We start from the raw sequence: 21612 nt of genomic DNA on the forward strand, positions 1-21612 counted from the left end.
CGATGACCTGACGGGGTCTATCTTGCCTCAAGGTCTCACGTGAATCGATTCGGGCCTCAGGGTGCCGGCGCTGGCTGCGATATACTCGCGTCACTTTCAAATTCCGACGGCGGCCGGCACGGCCGACCCGATGCGAACCCGATTTCCCGAGGACCACCATGACCGATCGCGACGACAAGCCAGCCGCCAAGCTCTGGGGCGGCCGTTTTTCCGAACCTACCGACGCCTTCGTCGAGGCCTTCACTGCCTCGATCGGGTTCGACCAGCGCCTCTACGACGAGGACATCACCGGCTCGATCGCCCATGCCCGCATGCTCGCCCGCGTCGGCGTGATCACCGAGGACGAGGCCAAGAAGATCGTCCGTGGTCTCGAGGACATCCGCGGCGATATCGAGCGCGGCGATCTGGCCTGGTCGGTGGAGCTCGAAGACGTGCACATGAATATCGAGGCGCGCCTGATCGACCGCATCGGTGACGTCGGCAAGAAGCTGCACACCGGCCGTTCGCGCAACGACCAGGTGGCTACCGACATTCGGCTGTTCATGCGCCGCGCCGTCGACGCGATCATCTCAGAGGCCAACCGCCTGCGCCGCGGGCTGGTGGATCTCGCCGAGGCCGAGGCCGACACCGTCATGCCCGGCTTCACCCACCTGCAGGTCGCCCAGCCGGTCAGCTTCGGCCATCACATGCTCGCCTGGCACGACATGCTCGAGCGCGACGTCGAGCGGCTGATCGATACCCGCAAGCGCATCAACATCATGCCGCTGGGCTCGGCCGCGCTCGCCGGCACCTCCTACCCGCTCGACCGCGACTGGGTGGCCAACGAGCTGGGCTTCGACGGCATCAGCGAGAACTCGCTCGACGCGGTCTCCGATCGCGATTTCCAGATCGAATTCCTCTCCGCGGCCTCGATCCTGATGATGCACCTGTCGCGCATGAGCGAGGAGCTGGTGCTGTGGACCTCGGCGCAGTTCAACTTCATCGAACTGCCCGACCGCTTCTGCACCGGCAGCTCGATCATGCCGCAGAAGAAGAATCCCGACGTACCCGAGCTGGTGCGTGGCAAGACCGGTCGTGTCTACGGCAGCCTGTTCTCCCTGCTCACCCTGATGAAGAGCCAGCCGCTGGCCTACAACAAGGACAACCAGGAGGACAAGGAGCCGGTCTTCGATGCCGTCGACACCCTGATGGGCTCACTGCGCGCCTTTGCCGACATGATCCCGGCGATTCAGCCCAACCGCGAGCGCCTGCGCGAGGCCGCCCGCCAGGGCTTCTCCACCGCCACCGATCTGGCCGACTACCTGGTCCGCCGCGGTGTCGCCTTCCGCGATGCCCACGAGATCGTCGGCAAGGCCGTGCGCCACGCCACCGAGCAGGGCTGCGATCTCGCCGACCTGCCGCTGGTGGAACTGCAGGCCATCTCCGGTCACATCGAGAAGGACGTCTTCGACGTGCTCACCGTCGACGGCTCCATGGCCGCCCGCGACCTGCCCGGTGGCACGGCACCCAAGCGCGTCCGCGCCCGGGCCGTGGCGGCAAGGGCGGCGCTGGAGGCGTTTAAGATCGCCTGATGCAGACGCACTACTAGCGCTCCGCGTGCTCCGTTGTGAGTCATTGGCTTATGAAAGGCAGTGTGTAAAAGCGGAGGAGCTATCGTGAAGTTTCGGCTTGAGCCGGTCCGATTTTCGCTTGGGCTCGCGACTTATTCAATTCTTTGGTGTATTCGATCACCCCTTTCCCAATGTTGCCTCCAAAAGGGCTTCCATTGTTTACTAGATCAGCTCTGTTGATTTTATCCAGAGGGTCCGTTGCTTCTTTTGGCCAATTGGAAAAGTCCGCTATAACAAGAGCTGAAGTGGGGTCAATTTTTTCCGGCCATAGTGGGTCCCTTTCGTTCATGTAGTATTGCTTAGACTTCAGCTCTGGGTGATCGAGCAGAACGTAGAACCGATGTCGCCAGTATTCTTCCTGTTCGGCTAATATGACGGCTTGCGTTTCCGTTTTTATCGAGGCCCTTAGCCATCTGTATCGAATTAAATGTCGAGCAGAGGTCAGCCAGCTGAGTCGATTGGCCAAGGGGGCGGAATTTTCGTCCGCCCCATCTGAAAGCACGTCGTAAGCCCATCGCAGGGAAAGCGAGGCTTGGTCCGCTATTTCCTTGTCTCGTTTTACCCTGTTGTCCGCTTCTTGCTTTTTCTTGCTCGCCCTGTAGCTTAAATAAGCGACAGCAATTGATAATAATGTTAGCCCGCTAAAAATGGTCCGCGCCACTTCCCATCCGGTGGTCATTTGTGTTCCTTGCTCAATCATTTCGCTGAAATTTCTTGTGTCTATATAGGCCTATTGATCCCATGTTTCTGGCCTACGAAGTTTGTGTGTTCTGATAAAAAAAGACAGGTCTTCGATCTTTTCTTTAGACTCCGGGTCGCTTATTTCAAAGCTGGATAATATCGACCGAAAATCCTCGGGAGGCGCGACCCACAGCCTTGAGTGGTCGTGCTTTTTGTTTAGTTCTTGTCTGAGTTCATTGTTTGATGGCCGATTTTTTTGTATTTGGTTTATGATGGCTAGTCCGTGGTCCCATTCTAAATATTTGTTGAATGTGTCGTGGGTTCCCCTTATGTCCTCATCACTCAAACCAATTTTTCTTAGGGACTGGTCGATCGCCTTTATTATCTGGAGTTTTCTTTTTAGGCCTATTCCTCCCCAACGTCCTTCGCCCCCAATTATTGCGTTGATGGCTTTCGTTAGTTCGGCTGCAAGTTCTTTAACGCTAGAGGTGGTTGCGTATGCTTCATCTACTGCTCTCCGAAGCTCGGCTTCGAATCCAGCTCCTTTTATTCTCGTGAACATTTCCAGTCTTGAGAAAGCCATCCCTAAGGCACCCGGAACTACTGATAGTGCCATGGCTCCTAGTTTTCCTTGGTAACCAAATGTTGCAGCCGCTGTGATTAGAAAAATGAAGGATGCCCAGAAAATTATTTTGTTTTCCATGTTTGGTCAAAGCGTTTGGTTGTGGTGGGCCGGGCGCGGTTGAGATATCGATTTTTACAACGATTGGGTTGGGGGTGTTCCGGCAACCATTCAAGTCAATTTTTGCTGTGCCAAAGTTCGTTCGAGCCAGCCCGCCATGTCCTCTAGTTCCTCCGGCAAGATGCCATGCTCGACCGGGTAATGCCGCTCGGTGATATTGGTCAGGCCGCAGTCGTTGAGAAAGTCATTCACCATGCCGGCGGCGCGCACCGGGATCAGGGTGTCGTGCTCGCCGTGGCCGATAAACACCGCCGGGTCGCGGCCGTCGCTGGGTTTCTCGATCTGCTCGGGGGCGGGCAGCCAAGTGGAGAGCAGGATCGCGGCCAGCGGCGGGCGCGGCAGGCTCAGCATCAAGCGATAGGCGAGCACGCCGCCCTGCGAGAAGCCGCCGAGAATGTAGGGGTCGTCGCCGACGGTGTCCTGCACCTGTTGTTGCAGGTCAAAGGTGATGCCGGCGAGGCTGTCGCGGTCGGCCTCGATTTGTCCGTTGTCGGCGATCAGGTCGAACCAGCTGGGCATGGGCAGCCCGCCGTTGAGGGATACCGGCGAGACCGGCGCGTCCGGGCGGTGGACCTGCCAATGGTGGTCGGTCAGCGCCACGCGCTCGGTGATCAGGTCGCTGATCGGGGCGAGGTCGTCGCCGTCGGCGCCCAGGCCGTGAAACAGGAATAGGTGCAGCGGTCGGTTCATCGTCCGTGGTCCTTTCTGGAAACGGGTGGTTTCTGCCCAGGGAGCCTCTGGGCGGGTCGCCAATGGCTCTGGCTTACCGGCTCGGTCGCTATCAAGGCGCCGGTTCGAAGACGGGCTGGTTGCCCGTCGAGGAGCGGCAACACCGAGAGCGGGCGAGCCGCTAAGCCCCGAAGGGCGGGTCGGCAGGCCCTGCCGCGGCGTGGCGGTATCAGCGACCACTCGACGGTCAGCCCAATCCCACGCCTTGCGTTCGCAACGCCTGACGACCCGCAGAGTCGTTGGCGAACCGTGCAGAGGTTCCCTATAGTCTCGCACGGTAACCACTGACCTTCAGCGACCTTCGGGAGCACCCATGGCGGGCGAATTCGATCACCGTGCCGACCGGCGCGACTACCTCCACGGCGTACTGCATCGCCGCGACCTGGCCACCGATCCGGTCGACCAGCTGGCCAGCTGGCTGATCGCTGCGCGCGAGGCGAACAACTTCGATCCCACCGCGATGTGCGTCTCGACCGTCGACGCCGACGGCTGGCCCTCGGCGCGCTACGTGCTGTTGAAGCACTTCGACGCCCGCGGCCTGTGCTTCTACACCGACACCCGCAGCCGCAAGGGTCGGGAACTCGACGCCAACCCGCGCGCTGCCATCACCTTCTTCTGGCCGGAGGTCGACCGGCAGGTACGCGTGGCAGGCTTGGTCGAGCGCTTGTCCGACGAGGACAACGAGGCCTACTTCCGCCAGCGCCCGCGCGGATCGCGGCTGGCGGCGATCACCTCCACCCAGAGCGCGGCGATCGAATCCCGTGAGGCACTGGAGGCGCGTTTCGAGGAGATGGCCGAGCGCTACCCGGAAGGCGAGGTGCCGCGCAACCCGGCCTGGGGCGGTTACCGCGTGGTGCCGCGCGAATGGGAGTTCTGGCAGGGCCGCGCCTCGCGGTTACACGACCGCTTCGCCTATGTGCGGGAGGGCGACGGCTGGCGCATCGACAGGCTCATGCCATGACGCAGCCGGCCCTCGAACGCGTGCAGATGGAGCCGGCGTGGCGCGAGGCGCTCGCCCCGGTACTGCTCGATACGCCCATGCAGCAGCTGCGCGAGCGACTGGTCGAGCAGGGCAAGAACGGCACCGTTATCCACCCCAAGCCCGACGAGTGGTTCCGCGCCTTCAACCACACCCCGCTCGACCAGGTACGGGTGGTGATCCTCGGGCAGGACCCGTACCCCACGCCGGGGCATGCCAACGGCCTGTGCTTTTCCGTGCGCCCGGACGTCCGGCCGTTGCCGAAGTCGCTGCTGAACATCTTCAAGGAGCTCGCCGACGATCTGGGTATCCAGAACACGAACGGTGACCTCACCCACTGGGCCGACCAGGGCGTGCTGTTGCTGAACGCCGTGCTGACCGTCGCCTCGGGCCAGCCGGCCTCGCACCAGGGCATGGGCTGGGAGGCGCTGACCGACCGGGCCGTCCGCGTGCTCGCCGAGCAGCCCCGCCCGATCGTGTTCGTCTTCTGGGGTGCGCAGGCGCAGAAAAAGGCCGCGCACGTCCATCGCCCCGAGCATCTCGTCATCAAGAGCCCCCACCCCTCGCCGCTGTCCGCCTACCGCGGCTTCTTCGGCTCCAAGCCCTTCTCCCGCATTAACGCCTTTCTCGAATCGCACGGGCTCGAGCCGATCGACTGGCGGACGGGGTAAGCGGAACCCCGTGGTGCCCGGCGACCGATGCGGCTTTCGTCAGCCGCGCTTATTTCTACAGGCGCGTGGTGCGGTTAGCGTAGGAGCGCCTTCAGGCGCGATGGTATCGGGCGCCGTGGTGGCATTCCTGGGCCAAAGCCCTTCCTGCCGACTGCCCTCCTGTTGCCGGTGAGGCCAACCCTCAGGGCGGCACCCGACCGGGACCGTGGTTGCAGCCTCCGCGCGCTCAGACGGCCGGCTGCGGCAGCTGTCCGTCGACGCGGAAGGTGTCGGCGGGGAAGCGTTCGATGCGTCCGCCGGTGAGATGGAGGAAGGCGACGAGCTTGCCGGTCACCTCGCACAGCCAGCCTTCCCATTCGGTCGGCGATCGTGAGGTCAGGGCCGATGGTTCGAACAAGCCGACATTGATGCCGCCGCGCGGATCGCGGGCGGAGGGAAATTCGAAACCCAGTATCCCGGCCTCGCGCATGGCTCGGCCGAGTTGCTGGGTGGAGGTGTAGTCGGCCGGATCGGTCAGGACGGCCCGTTTGCGGTCGCAAGGTGGGCGATGCAGCCGCAGGCCGTTATCCGTGTCGTATCTTGCGCGAAACAGGGTGTGACGGCTGCGAAGCGCGGACGAGGGCGGCGTCTGCATGCCGGACCAGAACACCAGCCGATAGTAGGCGGCTTCCGCCAGCGCGGTGTCGGTGGCCAGCGATCCGTAGAGCAGGGATGGCTCGAATCGGCCGCCGAAGCGCGACCCGTGCCTCAGCGGTGGATAGCGGAAGGGTGTGAGCAACAGGTAGTGCAGATCCTCGCTGTCGTGGCGTGGCGGGGGCTTGGTCGCCTCGAGCATCTCCTCGAGCATGCTCTGCTCCTCGAGGGTGTCGACCAGCCCGGTCGTCGCCACCTGCTCCTGGCTCTCGACGATGCGAGTCAGCATGCCGCCGACCGGCTCGATTCGCTCGGCGAGTTCGCACGCCTGCCACAGATTCGGCACGCCTCAGACCTTGCCGCGAATCGCGTCCAGATAGTCGCAGACATGCACCAGCCCGGCCACGGAGAGCATCTGCTCCGCCGGTGTGCCGCCGGTGTGCCGGTTGGGTGTGTGCATCCAGTGCTTCATCTGCTCCTCGTTGCCGTCCATGAGCGCATACAGGCTTCGGTAGCAGCGCACGAGCAGCAGGGCCAGCTGGCCGTTTTGGCTTTCCGGGTCCACGCCCGAGCGAGTGAGGGTCGAGCGGTTCTTGCCGACGATCCGACCGATCAGGGTCTGGCTCAGGCCGAGCCCGCGCCCGGCATTGAACAGGGCCTTGGCCAGCACCATGGCCTTGTCTTTCGAGGCGTTGTTGGGGGCGACGGCGAGGGTCATGTCACGACTCCTGTGTTGCGTATTCCAACGATAGGGTCAGACGTGTGCATATGCAACAACGCAGGGCGTGTTGCAGGCGCGCGGCGTTCAAGCAAAGGCCCTTGTGGGAGCGACCCTCGGTCGCGAATCGTGCGGGACGCGCGAGTTCCGGGTTGGGCGGTTTGCAACGTCCGGATCGGGACGGCCGCTGGGGGGGGGGCGGCCTTTTCGAGCGGGGCTTGCTCCCACGGAGTGCGTAGGAGCGCCTTCAGGCGCGATGGGATCAGGTGTCGTTGCGACATTTCGCGGCTAAAGCCGCTCCTACAGCAGGCCGCGCTCGGCCATCGAGATGCAGGGGCGTCCCACCACCACGTGATCCAACAGACGTACGTCGATGAGATTCAGCGCATCGCGCAGCCGTTCGGTGATGCGCCGGTCGGCGCTGCTGGGTTCGGCGACGCCGGAGGGGTGGTTGTGGGCGAGGATCACCGCCGCGGCATTGTGGCGCATCACGGCGCGCACCACCTCGCGCGGGTGGACGGCCGCCTGGTCGATGGTGCCGAAGAACAGGCGTTCGAAGCCGAGCACGCGGTGACGGTTGTCGAGATAGAGCGCGCCGAAGACCTCCTGCGTTTCGCCGTCGAGCTCGGCCTGCAGGAAGCGGAACACCGCCTGCGGACTGGTGATGTCCGGCCCGACGCGCAGCTCCTCGGCGAAGTGCCGCCGGGCCAATTCGAGCACCGCCTGCAGCTGGCAAAACTTCGCGTCGCCCAGCCCGCGGGCGCGGCCGAAATCCTCTCGCGAGGCACTGAGCAGCGCGCTGATCGAGCCGAAGTGCGACAACAGGTCGCGGGCGAGGTCCACCGCCGAGCGGCCGGCAACCCCGGTGCGCAGGAAGATCGCCAGCAGTTCGGCATCGGAGAGGCTCGCCGGCCCTCGGGCTAGCAGGCGTTCGCGTGGCCGCTCGGTGGTCGGCCAGTCGGTGATGGGCATGGTGATTCCCTCCCTGGAATCGTCATGGCAAATGGACGGTGTTGGTTCAGCCCGGCGGACGCGCCCCCAGCAGGATGCCTTGCGCGCGCCACTCTGCCAGCTGCCCGCCGGCAAATCCGAGCAGTTCGTCGACCGGCCGGCCGAAGGCCTCGGCGAGCTGGGCGACGAGCGCGTGGCCGGTCTGGCCATCGGCCTCGGCCAGTGCCACGAACAGCTGGGCGCTGCCGGGCGTGAGGGCCAGGGCGAACGGTGCGCCGTTTTCGTCGCAGTGCAGCAGCAGGTGGTGCATGCCGGCCGGCGGGATCTCGGGCGTATGGCTGGCCTCGAGGGCTGCGGCGATCCGGTCGACCGGGTAGACGCTCACCATCAGGCGGGCCAGCGAGGAGACCACCGGCCGGCCGGCGAGCAGGTCACCTGCCTGATCGAGATCGTCGGGTGCGGGGTCGGCGTCCTCGGCCATCAGCTCGAAACGCGCCAACTCGTAGGCGGCCAGTTCGCGCTGCCAGTCGGCCAGCTCGGGCTTTTCTTGTAGGAACTCGGCGAACGCCGCCGGCAGGTCGCGCAGGATCGGCGAGTGCGCCGGGTGGTCGCGGAAGAACGGCCGGGTCAGTCCCTGCCAGCTATCGTCGTCGAGGCTCGCGCGCAGCGCCGGGAAGGCGTTTTCCAGTGTGCTGTCGATGTTGTTGAAGAACAGCTTCGCGTACCAGGCCATGCGCTCGGGCCTGCTGCCCGGCGGTGGTGGGTTGGTTTCAGGATCACGTACGTAGCGAGTGAACGCCTCCTGGGTTTCCTTGAAGCCCTGGCCCATCAGGCGGCCCGGCTACCCAAGGCTCGCTCGCCGGCGCGGCGGATCTGGGCGACCTCGCCCATCAGCTCGTCGAGCGGCGGGATGTCGAAGTCGCGCTCCAGGAGCGTCGGCACCGGGCCGACGTGGCGGTAGGTGTGCTCGAGCAGGTCCCACACCGGTGCGCTGACCGGCGCGCCGTGGCTGTCGATGATCAGGTCTTTCTCGACCTGGTGGTGCCCGGCGACGTGCAGGTAGCGCACCCGCTCGGCGGGCATGGCGTCGATGAAGGCGTAGGGGTCGTAGCCGTGATTGACGCTGTTGACGAAGACGTTGTTGACGTCGAGCAGCAGGTCGCAGCCCGAGCGCTCGAGGATTGCCAGAATGAACGTCTGCTCGTCCATGGTGGATTCCACCGGCGAGTAGTAGGAGACGTTCTCCAGCACCAGCCGCCGGCCGAGGCGCTGCTGGACGGTGTCGATGCGCGCGACGACGTGATCGATCGCCTCCTCGGTGAAGGGGATCGGCATCAGGTCGTAGAGGTGCGCGTTGTCCGAGCAGAACGACAGGTGCTCGCTGTAGAGCGCCGGACGATACTCGTCGAGGAATGCGCCGACGTCATCGACGAAGCCCATATCCAGCGGCGCGGGGCCGCCGATCGAGAGCGACAGGCCGTGCGTGTAGAGCGGATAGTCTTCGAGCAGGGCCTGGAAGCGCTCCTTGACCGGCCCGCCGAAGCGCAACCAGTTCTCGGGCGCGACCTCGAGGAAATCCACGTTCGGCCGCTGCTCCTCGATTTCGCGCATGAGCGGACCACGGCGCAGGCCGATGCCGACGGGGACGGGCTGGCTGGCGGATTGGGGGCTCATGGCAGGCCTCCCGGAGCGCTGGATGGTCGACGGCGGGGAGCCCGCCGGCCGGGATTGTTTGTGGGCCGACGGCAGCGTGCCGGCGACCTTCAGTCGAGGCGACGGCCCAAGTGGGCCGGTGCCGTCAGGGCGCGGTTCAGGACTTGTCCTTGTCGTCACCCTTGTCATCGTCGCCCTTCTCTTCATCCATGCTGCTGCCGCACTGGCCGGCGCCGCAGGCCATTTCGGCCGTCTGGAAGGTGCCTGCGTGGGTGGACTCGGAGGCGAACGGATTGCCGTTGCCCGCGGCCAGGGCCGAGGAGCCGGCGATGGCAGTGGCAAGGGCGGTCGAGCCGATCAGCAGGTGCTTCTTGGATTGGGCTTTCATCTCGTCAGAACCTCTCGTTGGGGATTCACGCGGGTGAACCGCGTTGAGTTTCGACAGCCATCGAGGCTACCGGTTTCCTGATGATGCCCAAGGGTAGTCGGCAATACCAGAGTTAGTCGCTGGGATTTGTTAGCCCAGTCAACTAGTTGGTCAGTCCGTGCGGGTCAGGTCGCGTCGTGGCTGATCGATGCCGTCGGTACAGACATCGAGTGTCGGGTCTTCGATGCAGCGTTCGGCGGCGCGCAGGCGCTGGTCGAGGTACTGCGGGTAGAAGTCCGGCACGGTCACGCCCTTGAGCTCGTCGACCACCTGCTTGCCGTCTGGGGCGAAGTAGATCACCTCGGGGACCAGCTGCACGCCTTGCAGGCGGGCGAACTCGACCGGCGTGTAGGAGGTGCCCTGCCATTCGATTTCCGGCAGATCGGAGTCGATTTCCACCCGTCGGATGATCAGTCGGCCCTCGTAGTCCGGGTCATTGGCCATGGTCTGCAGGAATTCGTCGTCGACCGTCTGGCAATAAGTGCAGTAGGTGGCGTGGAAGAACATCAGCATCGGGATCTGGTGTTCCTGCATGTGGTCGAGGTCGGCCTGGACGTTCTCCAGGTCGCTCATCAAGGGCACCTTGTCGCGCTCCGTGCTGGCGGCCGACTCGTCGGCCTGACCGGGCGGGGTCGCCATGCCCATGAGCATGAGGCCGGCCAGGGGTGCCAGCGCGGCCAGGGCGAGACGGGTGACGGGGCGCGTTGGGATGATTGCAGGCAAGGTTTGTCTCCCGAAAGGTGTGGCTGCCGGGCTGACCCGAGGTCTGGCCGAGGTTCTCGCCAGTGTCGTTGCCCGGATTGTATTCGGTTTGGACTATGTCGGGGTGGCCGGGTTCCCCGGACCTCGTGTCCCAGTGCGGCATCCGGGTTACCATGACGGCTATTTCGCGACGGTCCCGGCCGGGACCCGGACCGTCCGGTTGCCAGAATGAGGATGACAGATGAGCAAGGCATTTTCCGAGGGCCGCGTGCTGCGGATCGCCACCCGAGCCAGCCTGCTGGCGCTTTGGCAGGCGGAGTTCGTCGCCGCGGAGCTGAAAAAGCGCAACCCGGGCCTCGAGGTCGAGCTGGTCAAGATGACCACCCGGGGTGACCAACTGCTCGACAGCCCACTGTCGAAGATCGGCGGCAAGGCCCTGTTCGTCAAGGAGCTGGAGGTCGCCATGCTCGAGGATCGTGCCGACATCGCGGTGCACTCGATGAAGGACGTGCCGATGCAGTTCCCGGACGGCCTGGAGCTGATCGCCATCCTCGAGGGCGACGACCCGCACGACGCCTTCGTCTCCAACAAGTACGGCAACCTCGACGAGATGCCGGCCGGCAGTGTGGTGGGTACCTCCAGCCTGCGTCGCGAGACCCAGGTGCGCGAGCGTTTCCCGGACCTCGAGGTCAAGACCCTGCGCGGCAACATCCACACCCGCCTGCGCAAGCTCGACGACGGCGAGTACGACGCCATCATCCTGGCCGCCTCGGGGCTCAAGCGCGCCGAGCTGGCCGACCGCATCACGCACCGCCTGTCGGCCGAGGAGTCCCTGCCGGCGATGGGCCAGGGGGCGCTGGGTATCGAGGCGCGCAGTGACGATGCCGACGTGCATGCGCTGATCGATCCGCTGATCGATCGTGACACCACCACCCGGGTGACCGCCGAGCGGGCCTTCAACACGCGTCTGAACGGCGGCTGCCAGGTGCCGATCGGCGGGTACGCCCTGCTGGTCGAGGACGACCAGCTGTGGCTGCGCGGCCTGGTGGGGCGCCCGGACGGCTCCGAGACCCTGCGTGACGAGATCACCGGGCCGCGCTCCGAAGCCGAGGCACTGGGCATCGAGCTGGCCGAGCGCGTGCTGCGTGCGGGTGCCGACAAGATCCTCGCCGAGGTGGGCATCGAGACCGAGGCCCCCGGTCAGGGCTGATCCCGTGACCGACCACCGCTTGCCGCCGATCCGCGAGGTCGTGCTGACGCGACCGGCCGGGAGCAATGCCGGCCTGCGCGAGGCGCTGGTGGCCGCCCGGCCCGCCGGGATGCCCGAGCCAGTCCTGATCACGCAGCCGCTGCTGGCCATCCAGCCGCTGGCCGATGGTGGCGACCTGCCCGACGCGCTGGCGGCTATGACCGCCGCGGATCTCGTGGTCTTCGTCAGCCCGCGCGCCGTGGAGGTTGCCGACGCCGTGCGTTCGCTGGTCGACTGGCCGGCGCGCGAGTTTGCCGCGGTGGGGGCGGCCACCGGCCGGGCCCTGGCGCACGTCGGTCGACCCGCCACCTTCCTGCCCGATTCGTCCGAGGACAGCGAGGGGTTGCTTGAGTGTCTGCGCGATGTGCCCATGAGCGGCCGGCGCGTGTGGATCATCCGGGGCGAGACCGGGCGTGAACTGCTGGCCGACTCCCTGGCCGCACGGGGTGCCGAGCCCCGTTTCGTCGCTGTCTACCGGCGCGAATGCCCAGCGTCGAAGCCACCCGTGCCGGTGGGTCCCGCCTGCCTCTGGATCATCACCGCCCCGCAGGCCCTCGACTGTTTCGCCCAGCTGGCCGGCGAGACGGATGGGAGCGAGCCCGGGCTGCTAGACTCCAACTTGCTGGTCATCAATGAGCGCGCGCGTGAGCGGGCGCGGGCACTGGGAATTCGCGGCCCGATTCTCCTGGCCGGCGGGCCGGGCGCCGAGACACTGGCCCGCGCGGCGTGGGAGTTGATCGCCGAGCGGCAATCATCGCCGCCGAGGCACTGACCGGGCGGTCGCGCGCCCGACCGCTTTTATCCGATCGCATCCATACTGGGGATGAGCATGGACAAGAAAGACAACGACAAGCAGGCCGAGGAGACCAAGGCCGGGGCATCTGCCCAGACGGACAAGGCCTCCGAGTCGTCTGCCGCTTCGCCATCGGCCGACAATGCCCAGACTGACAAGGGTCAGGCCAACATGGGCGGTGCAGGCAAGCCCAGCACCAAGGCCGGGCAGAAGACGAGCGGCAAGCCCGCCGCCTCGGGCGCGAAGGTCACGGGCGGAAAGCCATCGGACGACCCGGATGCCAAATCTGCCGGGTCGAGTGCCGAGGATTCGTCCGCCGATGCCAAGGCAGCGAACCCCAAGGGGGGGGATGACAAGATCGCCGGTGCCAAGACGACCGCCTCGGCATCGTCTGCGCGCCCGCCCCGTCGGTCGGCCACGCCCTGGCTGGTCATCGGCGTCCTGATCCTGTTCGCGTTGGCCGCGGTGGGCGGCTGGCAGTTGTGGCAGCTCCAGCAGGCCCAGCAGCAGGCGTTGGCCTCTCAGGCCGGCGAGCGTGAGGCGCTGGATGAGAAGTTGAACCAGGAAATCGAGCGCCTCGATGAGCAGCTGGGCTCGACGCGCTCGAGCGTGTCGGCGCTGGAAGATCGTGGTGAGGCGATCCGCGAGGAGGTCGAATCCGGCCTGCAGGCCCAGCAGGACGAACTGGCCGAGCGACAGAATCATCTCGATGAACGCATGGCCCGCATCGACGACCGGCTTTCGCGCGGCGAGATCGCCTGGAAGACCGCGGAGATCGGCTTCTTGCTGACGCGCGCCCAGGAACGCCTGACCATTTCGCGTGATCCCGACGGCGCGATGCTGGCCCTGCAGCTGGCCGATCAGCGGGTTGCCGCCCTGTCGCGGCCGCACTGGCTGCCGCTGCGCTCGGCGATCAGTGATGCCATCGCCGAAATCGAGGCGGCCGGCGAGGGTGACCGGGTCGGCCAGGCGCTGGCACTGCGTCGGCTGACTGACCGTGTCGAGGACTGGCCGCTGGCCGACGCGGGCGACGGCGGCAAAGGCGACCAGACCGAGGCGCCCGCCGATACAGCCGATACCGACGAATCGCTGCCGGACGATGCCGCCTGGTACGAGAAGGCCTGGGCGGCTACCAGCGGCTGGGTCGCCGGGCAGGTCACCGTGACCCGGTCGGATACACCCACTCGACTGCGCGAGCGCGTGGCCACGGATCGCGAGATGCGTCTGTGGCTGATCGCCGTGCGGGAATCCCTGCTCTCGCGGGACCACGACGCGCTCTCGACCACGGTCGACGAGGCGCGCGACTGGCTCGAGTCGCATTACGCTACCGACGCCGACGGACCGGACAAGGCCCTCGAGGCGCTCGAGCGTACGCAAGAGCGTTTCGCCAGCCGCGAATTCCCGTCGATCGACGCGGTGCTCGATGCCTGGGAGCGGGCCAATGCCCGCGAAAAGGCGCGTGCCGAGCCGGCCGAAGCGCCCGCTGAGACCGTCAAGGGGGACCCGTCATGAAGCGCCTGATCGTCTGGATCGTCCTGCTGGCGGCGGCCGTGGCCGCGGCCATCTATTTCCTGCCGGGGGCCGGCGTGGCGATGATCGAATTCGCCGGATGGCGGCTCGAAACCACCGCGGTCGGCCTGGTGCTGATCGTGCTGGCCGTGCTGATTGGCCTGCAACTGATCGGGCGGTTGATCGCCGGGGTGGTGCACTTGCCGGCTCGCTTCGGTCGCCGCTCGGCCGAACAGCGCCGCCGGGCGGCCGACGAGAAGCTCCTGCGCGCCTGGGCCGAGCGCCAGCGTCGCCAGACTGATCTGGCCCAGCGCTACGCCCTGGCCGGGGTGGAGGACGGCAGCCTGCCGCCCATGCACTTCCAGGTGGCGATTGACGCCCTGCTCGATGGGCTCGATCCGTCCCGTCAGGGGGTGGCGATGCATGGCCGGGACGAGACCCGCCAGGAGATCAGTGACCTGTTCGAGACGGTCGGGCGCCGCTTTCCCAAGTTCGCCGAGTTCCTGCGCCTGCATATCGTCCAGCGGCTGATCGCGCTGAACGAGATCGAGTGGGCGCAGACGATGGTTGAGCCGCTGGTCGAGACCCACCCGCGCGACGAGGCCATTCTGCTGATCCGGGCGCAATTGCTCGAACTGGCCGGCGAGTTCGACGCGCTGGCGCGACTGCTGCCGACCCTGCGTCGCATCAAGGACAAGCGCCTGACCGCCGACGAGCTGCTGCGCATCGAACGCGTGGTGCTGCTCGGCCGAATCGAGGCCGCCTCCCGGGCGCGTGATCTGGATCTCCTGTCGCGGCTCTGGTCGGAGGCCGGGCGCAACGTGGTCGACAGTCCGGCCGTGACGATCGCCTACGCCGAGGCACTGGCCCGTGGTGGCGCGGAAACGGGCGCCGCCCGCGTGCTGGAAAAGCGCCTCGGCCGCTCGTTGGAGGCCCAGACGCTGCATGCCTGGGCCGAACTGCGCCACGAGGACCCGGCCGATGCGCGCAAGCGCCTGCTCAAGCTGGTGCCGGACGACTGGAGCGAGCCGGCCAATGCCCCCGACGTCGGGCGTGCCCGCGAGCGCGCCGCATTCGCCTACGCGATGGCACGCCTCGCGCTGGCCGAATCCGACCCCAGCTCGGCACAGATGTGGGTGGGGCGTCTGGGTCCGCTCGACCAAGAACTGCGTTATCTGGCGGTCGCCGCGCGCGTGCACGCCCGCCTGCGCGACAGCAGCGAGGCGGCCCTGCTCTACGAGCGTGCCCTGGCACGGGCCGGCCTGGAAACGGCCGCCGCCCCGCAACCGGTGAAACCGTCCGCGACCGACGATGGCCGCTGATCGGGCGGCGTTGGCCGACCTGCGGCGCTTTCTCGACCAGCTCGAGCGACAGGGTGAGCTGGTGCGGGTGACCGAGCCGGTCGACCCCAAGCAGGAGATGACCGTGCTGGCCGACCGCGTGCTGCGCGCCGGTGGGCCGGCGCTGCTGATCGAGAACCCGGTCGGCTTCGACACCCCCGTGCTGCTCAACCTGTTCGGCACGCCCGAGCGCGTGGCGCAGGGCATGGGCGGGCAGACGCTTGCCGACCTGCGCGAGATCGGTCGGTTGCTGGCCTTCCTCAAGGAGCCCGACCCGCCGGCGGGCCTCAAGGAGGCCTGGCGGAGCCTGCCGATCTTCAAGAAGGTGCTCGACATGGCGCCGCGGCGGGTGAAGAAGGCGCCGGTGCAGGAGGTGGTGATCGAGGGCGAGGAGGTGGATCTCGCCAAGTGGCCGATCCAGACCTGCTGGCCGGAAGACGCCGCGCCGCTGATCACTTGGGGGCTGACCACCACGCGCGGCCGACCGCGCAAGGGCGGCGGGCTCGAGTCCAACCCCGAGGATGCCGCGGCCGCCGGCCGCGAGCGCCTGAACATGGGTATCTATCGCCAGCAGGTGATCGGCCGCAACCGGGTCATCATGCGCTGGCTGGCCCATCGCGGCGGGGCGCTGGATTTCGCGAACTGGCAGGAGACCCACCCCGGCGAGCCGTTTCCCATCGCCGTGACGCTGGGCGCCGACCCGGCCACCATCCTGGGCGCGGTCACGCCGGTGCCGGATACCCTCTCCGAGTACGCCTTTGCCGGCCTGCTCCGCGGTGAGCGCACCCGGCTGGTCGAATGCCGGTCGCACGACCTGCTGGTGCCGGCGAATGCCGAGATGGTGCTCGAGGGCTTCATCTACCCCAACGACACGGCCGTCGAGGGCCCGTACGGGGATCACACCGGCTACTACAACGAGACCGAGACCTTCCCGGTGATGACCATCGAGCGCATCACCCATCGCAAGAATCCGATCTACCACAGCACCCATACCGGCCGACCGCCGGACGAGCCCGCCATCCTCGGTGTGGCCCTGAACGAGGTGTTCGTGCCGCTGATCCAGAAGCCGTTCCCGGAGATTGTCGACTTCTACCTGCCGCCGGAGGGCTGCTCCTACCGCATGGCGGTGGTGTCGATGAAAAAGCAGTACCCGGGCCACGCCAAGCGCGTGATGATGGGGGTGTGGAGCTTTCTGCGGCAGTTCATGTACACAAAGTTCGTCATCGTGGTGGACGACGACGTCGACCCGCGTTCCTGGGAGGACGTGATCTGGGCGATGACCACGCGCATGGACCCGGTGCGCGACACGCACCTGGTCGAGAATACCCCGATCGACTACCTCGACTTCGCCTCGCCGGTTTCCGGGCTGGGCGGCAAGATGGGGCTGGATGCGACCACGAAGTGGCCGGGCGAGACCGACCGCGAATGGGGCCGGCCGATCCGCGCCGACCGCCAGGCCGAGCAGGCGATGGCCTCGGTCTTCGAGTCGGTGATGGCGCGCGCCGAGGCCGCGCAGAAGGACTGAATTCTCGGTTCAGCCCGGGCCCGCGCGGTCAGTCGACCGTGTCGGCCGAGAGCACGCAGCGATTGCGGCCCTGCTCCTTGGCCTGGTAAAGCGCGTCGTCGGCGCGCGCGAAGACCGTTTCCATCTCCTCGCCGGGCGTGAATTCGGCCAGTCCACAGGAGGCGGTGACGCCGATTTCGCGGCCGCGGTAGCGCAGCTTGGTACGTGCCAGCTTCTCGCGGATGCGCTCGACTACCTTCAGGGCGTCCTCGCCGGCGGCGGCCGGCAGCAACATCACGAACTCCTCGCCGCCAAATCGCGCGATCATGTCGACGTCGCGGATCAGGTTCATGAAGGTCTTGGCGACGATGATCAGGGTCTTGTCGCCGGCCTGGTGACCGAGTTGGTCGTTGATCTCCTTGAAGCGGTCGAGATCCCAGATCGCCAGAGTAAGCGGCGTCTCGTCGCGGCGCATGCGCGCCATTTCCAGGCGCACGCGGTGATCGAAGGCCAGCCGGTTGGGCAGCCCGGTGAGGTTGTCGCGGAACAGCTTCGCCTCGCTCTGCTTGAGCTGCTCCTCGAGCATGCGGGTCTGGTCCTCGAGGCGTGCCAGTCGTTGCCGCAACTGTTCGTTGTCCGCCTCGACGTCTTCCTGGCGGCGCTCCTCGCCTTGTTGGAAGGCCTGCACCTGCTGGCGGATGCGGTTGATCCGTTCGCGGACCACGAGCTTGAGGCCATCGAGATCGTCGGCCGATTCCACCTGCGCGTCGATGTCGTCGACCTGCTGACGCAGCGAGTCGTCGAGCTTGAGGCGGGCGTCTCGCTGCACGAGCAGGTCGTCGCTCTGTGCCTGGCTGAACTGGTCGATGTCGGCCAGTGCGTCGGTGACCTGCTCGAGAAAGCGGGTGAGCTCGCCCTTCTCCTTCTCGATCGCCTGGCGCATGTCATTGATCAACGTGGCGCTGCGGTCGATCAGGATGCTGGGCAAGGTGCGGTCGTTGGGGTCGTCGATGGCCGCGATCAGTCGCGCGCGGCGACCTTCCATCGCATCGACGAACGCGATGCGGTCGAGCAGCAGGGGCAGCACTTCACGGACATGTGAGGCCGAGCCGTTGTGCGTGCCATGGCTGGCCGGGGCGGACTCCGGCCGGGGTGTGTCGTCGGGCTGGCTGGCCTCGAGTTCACGGATGCGCCGCGCCAGCTCTTCGAGCTCCCCCTTGAGCCGGCCGACTTCGAAGGCATGCTCGTCCTGCTTGCGGGCCTTGTCGCGGATGCGGGCGGCGGCGTCGGCCAGCTCCGGGTAGGCCTTGTCGACGGCGAACAGCACCCGCGTGAGGATGATCTTGAGCAGCCCGCCCAGTTCCTGGTCGTGGTCCTCCAGTCGGCCGAGCTCACCTAGCAGCTGTTCGTAACGCTCCCGGTAGTCGTCGTTTTCCGTCGACGCGTTCGGTGCCTCGGCCATTGTTGCGATCTCTCCCTGAAATGAGGTCCAAAGACTAGTTCGGTTTATGCGGCAATGGTAGCGCGATGCTCATTGCCACCGGGATGTGGTCCGAACCGCCGATCGGGCGGGCCTCGGTGCCGCGGATATCGAGCGACTGGCTTACCGCGATGTGATCAATCGCCCGTTGCGGTTGCCAGCGCGGGTAGGTCAGCGGGGGGCGCTTGGGCAGCTTCAGGCCGTTCTCGATGCACCACTGCTGCATGCCGGGGTCGTCAGGTTCGCAGTTGAAATCGGCCATCACCACCACGTAGCCCGGGACGTCGGCCAGCTCGCCCAGCTGGTCGAACTGCATCTGGCGGGCGCGGCGGCTCAGGGCCAGATGGGTGTCGATCACGCGCAGCGGGTGACCGTCCCAGAGGAAATCCGCTACCAGTGCCCCGCGGCCGGGCATGCGACCGGGCAGCGGACACTGGGTGATCTCCCGTGGCTGGATGCGGCTGATCAGGCCCAGCGCGTGCTTACCGAACTGGCCGAGATCGCGGTTGACGCGCACCGCCCAGTGGGAGAGTTCGGCCAGTTCGGCCAGGTGCTCGGCCTGGTTGAGAAAGTGGCTGCGGATCGAGCCGGCATCGGCCTCCTGCAGGCCGATGATGTCGAAGTGCGACAGGGTCGGGGCGATCGCGGCCAGGCTGCGGGCACGGTCGGCACTGGGCAGTAGGTGCTTCCAGCCGCCGGTGAGATAGTCGCGGTAGCGATGGGTGGCGATGCCGACCTGGATGTTGTGCGACAGGAGCCGCAGCGGTTGATGGCCCCGCACGGCAATGAAATCGTCGGGCCCGCCGGTGGCCGTGCTGCAGCTCAGGCCGCGTTGGCTGGCCGCCCGGCGGGTCATCCGCCCACCAGGGTCTCGCCGAGTCGACGCGTGAGCTGCTCGTTCTCACGGTAGTCCACGGGCACGTCGATCACGCAGACCGACTCGCTTGCCATCGCCTCCTTGAGGATTGGCAGCAGCCCGTCGCCGGATTCGACCCGGTAGCCCTTCGCGCCGAAGCTCTCGGCCAACTGGACGAAGTCGGGGTTGCCGAAGTGCACGCCGGTGCTGCGTCCGAATCCGCGGCGCTGCTTCATGTCGATCAGGCCGTAGCCGCCGTCATTCCAGATCAGCACGATGATCGGCGTGTTGCAGCGCACGGCCGTTTCCAGTTCCTGCACGTTCATCAGGAAGCCGGCGTCGCCGGTGGCGGCGACGATGTGGCGCTCCGGGTAGAGCAGTTTGGCGGCGATCGCCCCGGGCAGGGCGATCCCCATGCTGGCAAAGCCGTTGGAGATGATGCAGCTATTGGGCTGCTCGGAGCGGTACATGCGCGCGAGCCACATCTTGTGGGCGCCGACGTCCGAGATGACGATGTCCTGGCTGGAGAGTGCGGTGCGCAGGTCCCAGATCAGCTTCTGCGGCTTGATCGGCATGCAGTCGTCGTCGGCGTGCCGGTTCATGTCCTCGATCAGCGCCTCGCGCAGGTTGCGGAAGGCAGGTCCGTCACGCGGGGTGGTCATGTCGCCGAGACGGTTCATGGCGGTGTTGATGTCACCGACGATGCTGGTCGCTACCGGGTAGTAGGCATCCACCTCGGCGGCCTCGGTATCCACGTGGATGATGTGGCGATCGCGGGTGGGGTGCCAGAGCTGGGGGTGGTATTCCACCAGGTCGTAGCCGATGCAGACGATCACGTCGGCCTGGTCGAAACCGACGTTGACGTAGTCCTTCGACTGCAGGCCCACCGAGCCTAGCGCCATCGGGTGGCGGAAGGGGATCACGCCCTTGGCCATGAAGGTGTTGGCCACGGGGATGTTGAGGCGCTCGGCAAGGTTCGCCAGTGCCTCGCTGGCCTCGGCGCGGACCACGCCATGGCCGGCGAGGATGATCGGGTGCCGGGCCTCGCTCAATAGCCGAGCCGCCTGTTTGAGGCTCGATTCGCGCGGTTCGCTCGCCCCGTTGGCGGTCACCCGCAGCGGCTCGGCGTAGCCCGACTCCACAGGCATGGCGGCGACGTCTTCGGGCAGCTCGATGAAGCTCGCTCCGCCCTTGCCGGCCTCAGCGAACTTGGTCGCCCGACGAATGGTCTCGGGGATCGCCGACGGGGTGACGATCCGCGAGGCATAGCGGGTGATCGGTTCGAACATCCGCACCAGGTCGAGCACCTGGTGCGATTCCTTGTGCAGCCGGTCGATACCGGCCTGCCCGGCGATGGCGATCAGCGGGGCGTGGTCCATGTTGGCGTCGGCCACGCCGGTGACCAGATTGGTCGCGCCGGGACCGAGCGTGGAAAAGCACACCCCCGGCTTGCCGGTGAGCCGACCGACGAGATCGGCCATGAACGCCGCGCCCTGTTCATGGCGCGTGACGATCAGCTCGATCGACGACTCGTTGAGTGCATCGACGAAATCGAGGTTTTCCTCGCCCGGGATGCCGAAGACGTACTTGACGCCTTCGTTCTCGAGACAGCGCAGCAGCAGTTGGGCGCCGGTGGTCACGGGGCGATCAGTCGCGTTCGTCACGGATCTGTTCGATCAGGGCGTCGACGACCTCCAGCATCTCGACGTTGCCGCCGGCCAGCCGCCCGGTGACGAGGTAACGGCCATCGACCAGCAGGGACGGTACGCCCTGAACGCCGGCGCCCTGGGCGATTTGCCCGGTCTGGCGGATGGCGTTCTGGGTGCCGAAGCCCTCAAAGGCCTCGAGAAACGCCTCGCGGTCGACGCCCTGCTCGGCGTAGAAGTCGGCGATCGAGTCGGTGTCCGTCAGACGGGTGCCTTCCTCGTGGATGGCGTGGAATACCTTGGCGTGCGTCTCGTCGACCACGTCGAGCTGGTCGGCGGCGTAGAAGGCGCGTGTCAGCGGCACCCAGTGCTGGCCGAGTGCCACGGCGCGGCGCTCGAAGACCACGTCCTCGTCCAGTTCCTCGAGCCACGGCTGGAGTTCACCCTCGAGGTAGTAGCAGTGCGGGCAGCCGTACCAGAAGAACTCCTGGACCAGGACCTTGCCCTCCGGCGAGGTGACATCGGTTTGCACCTCCTTGTAGCCAGATCCTGCGGCCATCGCGGGGGCGGCCAGGGCCAGGGCGGTGGTGGCGAGCAGCGCGGTGACGAATGACTTGAGGCGATTGACGAGCATGGAATGTCTCCGAGATTCGATCAGGTGGGGCGTTCAGTGCGGGGCCGAGTCGGCCGGTGCCCCTGAACGAAGTATGGGGCAAGCCCGCTGTCCTTGCAGCCGGCC

At 66.4% G+C, this 21612-nt stretch carries 22 protein-coding genes; 8 read left to right on the plus strand and 14 right to left on the minus strand.

What is annotated here, in order from left to right; all coding sequences use genetic code 11:
- Window positions 1-158: 158 nt before the first annotated feature.
- Window positions 159-1571 (plus strand): argininosuccinate lyase, encoded by a 1413-nt coding sequence (argH, locus tag VWP12_RS02815; protein WP_410474516.1) that lies wholly within the window; start codon window positions 159-161, stop codon window positions 1569-1571.
- Between the two features lie 79 nt (window positions 1572-1650).
- Here argH and VWP12_RS02820 read toward each other — a convergent pair whose 3' ends face one another.
- The 3 genes from VWP12_RS02820 to VWP12_RS02830 form a co-directional block, all read right to left on the minus strand.
- A complete protein-coding gene (locus VWP12_RS02820) occupies window positions 1651-2310 on the minus strand; it encodes a hypothetical protein (RefSeq protein ID WP_410474517.1) in 660 nt (219 codons plus the stop codon).
- A 30-nt stretch (window positions 2311-2340) separates the two neighbouring features.
- Window positions 2341-2994, minus strand: coding sequence for a hypothetical protein (locus tag VWP12_RS02825; protein WP_410474518.1), 654 nt, complete (start codon window positions 2992-2994; stop codon window positions 2341-2343).
- Window positions 2995-3084: 90 nt separating this feature from the next.
- The gene (locus VWP12_RS02830) at window positions 3085-3723 is read right to left on the minus strand and encodes an alpha/beta hydrolase (RefSeq protein ID WP_410474519.1); all 639 of its coding nucleotides are present in this window, start codon (window positions 3721-3723) and stop codon (window positions 3085-3087) included.
- Between the two features lie 352 nt (window positions 3724-4075).
- On the opposite strand from VWP12_RS02830, the gene pdxH reads away from it, so the two are divergent.
- Together pdxH and VWP12_RS02840 are read left to right on the plus strand one after the other, a co-directional pair.
- Window positions 4076-4723 (plus strand): pyridoxamine 5'-phosphate oxidase, encoded by a 648-nt coding sequence (gene pdxH / locus VWP12_RS02835; RefSeq protein WP_410474520.1) that lies wholly within the window; start codon window positions 4076-4078, stop codon window positions 4721-4723.
- Window positions 4720-5412: a uracil-DNA glycosylase gene (locus tag VWP12_RS02840; RefSeq protein WP_410474521.1), complete on the plus strand. Its 693-nt coding sequence runs from the start codon at window positions 4720-4722 to the stop codon at window positions 5410-5412. The genes pdxH and VWP12_RS02840 overlap by 4 nt, the downstream gene beginning before the upstream one ends.
- 226 nt (window positions 5413-5638) lie before the next feature.
- On the opposite strand, the gene VWP12_RS02845 is transcribed toward VWP12_RS02840, so the two are convergent.
- The 7 genes from VWP12_RS02845 to VWP12_RS02875 all read right to left on the minus strand — a co-directional run bounded on the left by VWP12_RS02845 (window position 5639) and on the right by VWP12_RS02875 (window position 10517).
- Window positions 5639-6391: an RES family NAD+ phosphorylase gene (locus tag VWP12_RS02845; RefSeq protein ID WP_410474522.1), complete on the minus strand. Its 753-nt coding sequence runs from the start codon at window positions 6389-6391 to the stop codon at window positions 5639-5641.
- Window positions 6392-6394: 3 nt separating this feature from the next.
- Window positions 6395-6763, minus strand: coding sequence for an antitoxin Xre/MbcA/ParS toxin-binding domain-containing protein (locus VWP12_RS02850; protein ID WP_410474523.1), 369 nt, complete (start codon window positions 6761-6763; stop codon window positions 6395-6397).
- A gap of 300 nt (window positions 6764-7063) precedes the next feature.
- Window positions 7064-7735: a RadC family protein gene (radC, locus tag VWP12_RS02855; RefSeq protein ID WP_410474524.1), complete on the minus strand. Its 672-nt coding sequence runs from the start codon at window positions 7733-7735 to the stop codon at window positions 7064-7066.
- 46 nt (window positions 7736-7781) lie between these two features.
- Window positions 7782-8543 (minus strand): DUF2063 domain-containing protein, encoded by a 762-nt coding sequence (locus VWP12_RS02860; RefSeq protein WP_410474525.1) that lies wholly within the window; start codon window positions 8541-8543, stop codon window positions 7782-7784.
- The gene (locus VWP12_RS02865) at window positions 8543-9388 is read right to left on the minus strand and encodes a DUF692 domain-containing protein (RefSeq protein ID WP_410474526.1); all 846 of its coding nucleotides are present in this window, start codon (window positions 9386-9388) and stop codon (window positions 8543-8545) included. The genes VWP12_RS02860 and VWP12_RS02865 overlap by 1 nt, the downstream gene beginning before the upstream one ends.
- A gap of 136 nt (window positions 9389-9524) precedes the next feature.
- On the minus strand, window positions 9525-9755 hold the full coding sequence (locus tag VWP12_RS02870) for a hypothetical protein (RefSeq protein ID WP_410474527.1): 231 nt from the start codon (window positions 9753-9755) through the stop codon (window positions 9525-9527).
- A gap of 150 nt (window positions 9756-9905) precedes the next feature.
- Complete coding sequence (locus tag VWP12_RS02875; protein ID WP_410474528.1) at window positions 9906-10517, minus strand: thioredoxin family protein; 612 nt, start codon at window positions 10515-10517, stop codon at window positions 9906-9908.
- Between the two features lie 220 nt (window positions 10518-10737).
- Between VWP12_RS02875 and hemC the strand changes: the two genes are divergently transcribed.
- The 5 genes from hemC to ubiD are packed head-to-tail and all read left to right on the plus strand — an operon-like array spanning window position 10738 to window position 16912.
- The gene (gene hemC / locus VWP12_RS02880) at window positions 10738-11706 is read left to right on the plus strand and encodes a hydroxymethylbilane synthase (RefSeq protein WP_410474529.1); all 969 of its coding nucleotides are present in this window, start codon (window positions 10738-10740) and stop codon (window positions 11704-11706) included.
- Between the two features lie 4 nt (window positions 11707-11710).
- A complete protein-coding gene (locus VWP12_RS02885) occupies window positions 11711-12517 on the plus strand; it encodes a uroporphyrinogen-III synthase (RefSeq protein WP_410474530.1) in 807 nt (268 codons plus the stop codon).
- 57 nt (window positions 12518-12574) lie between these two features.
- Window positions 12575-14050, plus strand: coding sequence for a uroporphyrinogen-III C-methyltransferase (locus tag VWP12_RS02890; protein ID WP_410474531.1), 1476 nt, complete (start codon window positions 12575-12577; stop codon window positions 14048-14050).
- The gene (locus VWP12_RS02895) at window positions 14047-15369 is read left to right on the plus strand and encodes a heme biosynthesis HemY N-terminal domain-containing protein (protein ID WP_410474532.1); all 1323 of its coding nucleotides are present in this window, start codon (window positions 14047-14049) and stop codon (window positions 15367-15369) included. The genes VWP12_RS02890 and VWP12_RS02895 overlap by 4 nt, the downstream gene beginning before the upstream one ends.
- Window positions 15359-16912 carry a 4-hydroxy-3-polyprenylbenzoate decarboxylase gene (gene ubiD, locus VWP12_RS02900; protein WP_410474533.1) on the plus strand — a complete coding sequence of 518 codons (1554 nt, stop codon included), beginning with the start codon at window positions 15359-15361 and terminating at the stop codon, window positions 16910-16912. The genes VWP12_RS02895 and ubiD overlap by 11 nt, the downstream gene beginning before the upstream one ends.
- A gap of 28 nt (window positions 16913-16940) precedes the next feature.
- Here ubiD and VWP12_RS02905 read toward each other — a convergent pair whose 3' ends face one another.
- Genes VWP12_RS02905 through VWP12_RS02920 form a run of 4 tightly spaced genes read right to left on the minus strand, consistent with a single transcriptional unit; the run spans window position 16941 to window position 21507 of the window.
- Window positions 16941-18353 carry a diguanylate cyclase gene (locus VWP12_RS02905; RefSeq protein WP_410474534.1) on the minus strand — a complete coding sequence of 471 codons (1413 nt, stop codon included), beginning with the start codon at window positions 18351-18353 and terminating at the stop codon, window positions 16941-16943.
- Between the two features lie 34 nt (window positions 18354-18387).
- Window positions 18388-19227: an endonuclease/exonuclease/phosphatase family protein gene (locus tag VWP12_RS02910; RefSeq protein ID WP_410474535.1), complete on the minus strand. Its 840-nt coding sequence runs from the start codon at window positions 19225-19227 to the stop codon at window positions 18388-18390.
- Window positions 19224-20891 (minus strand): acetolactate synthase large subunit, encoded by a 1668-nt coding sequence (locus VWP12_RS02915; protein ID WP_410474536.1) that lies wholly within the window; start codon window positions 20889-20891, stop codon window positions 19224-19226. The genes VWP12_RS02910 and VWP12_RS02915 overlap by 4 nt, the downstream gene beginning before the upstream one ends.
- Window positions 20875-21507, minus strand: a complete 633-nt coding sequence (locus VWP12_RS02920) for a thiol:disulfide interchange protein DsbA/DsbL (RefSeq protein WP_410474537.1) — start codon at window positions 21505-21507, stop codon at window positions 20875-20877. The genes VWP12_RS02915 and VWP12_RS02920 overlap by 17 nt, the downstream gene beginning before the upstream one ends.
- Between the last annotated feature and the right edge of the window lie 105 nt (window positions 21508-21612).

Source organism: Guyparkeria sp. TX1, assembly GCF_046523965.1.
Classification (GTDB): domain Bacteria; phylum Pseudomonadota; class Gammaproteobacteria; order Halothiobacillales; family Halothiobacillaceae; genus Guyparkeria.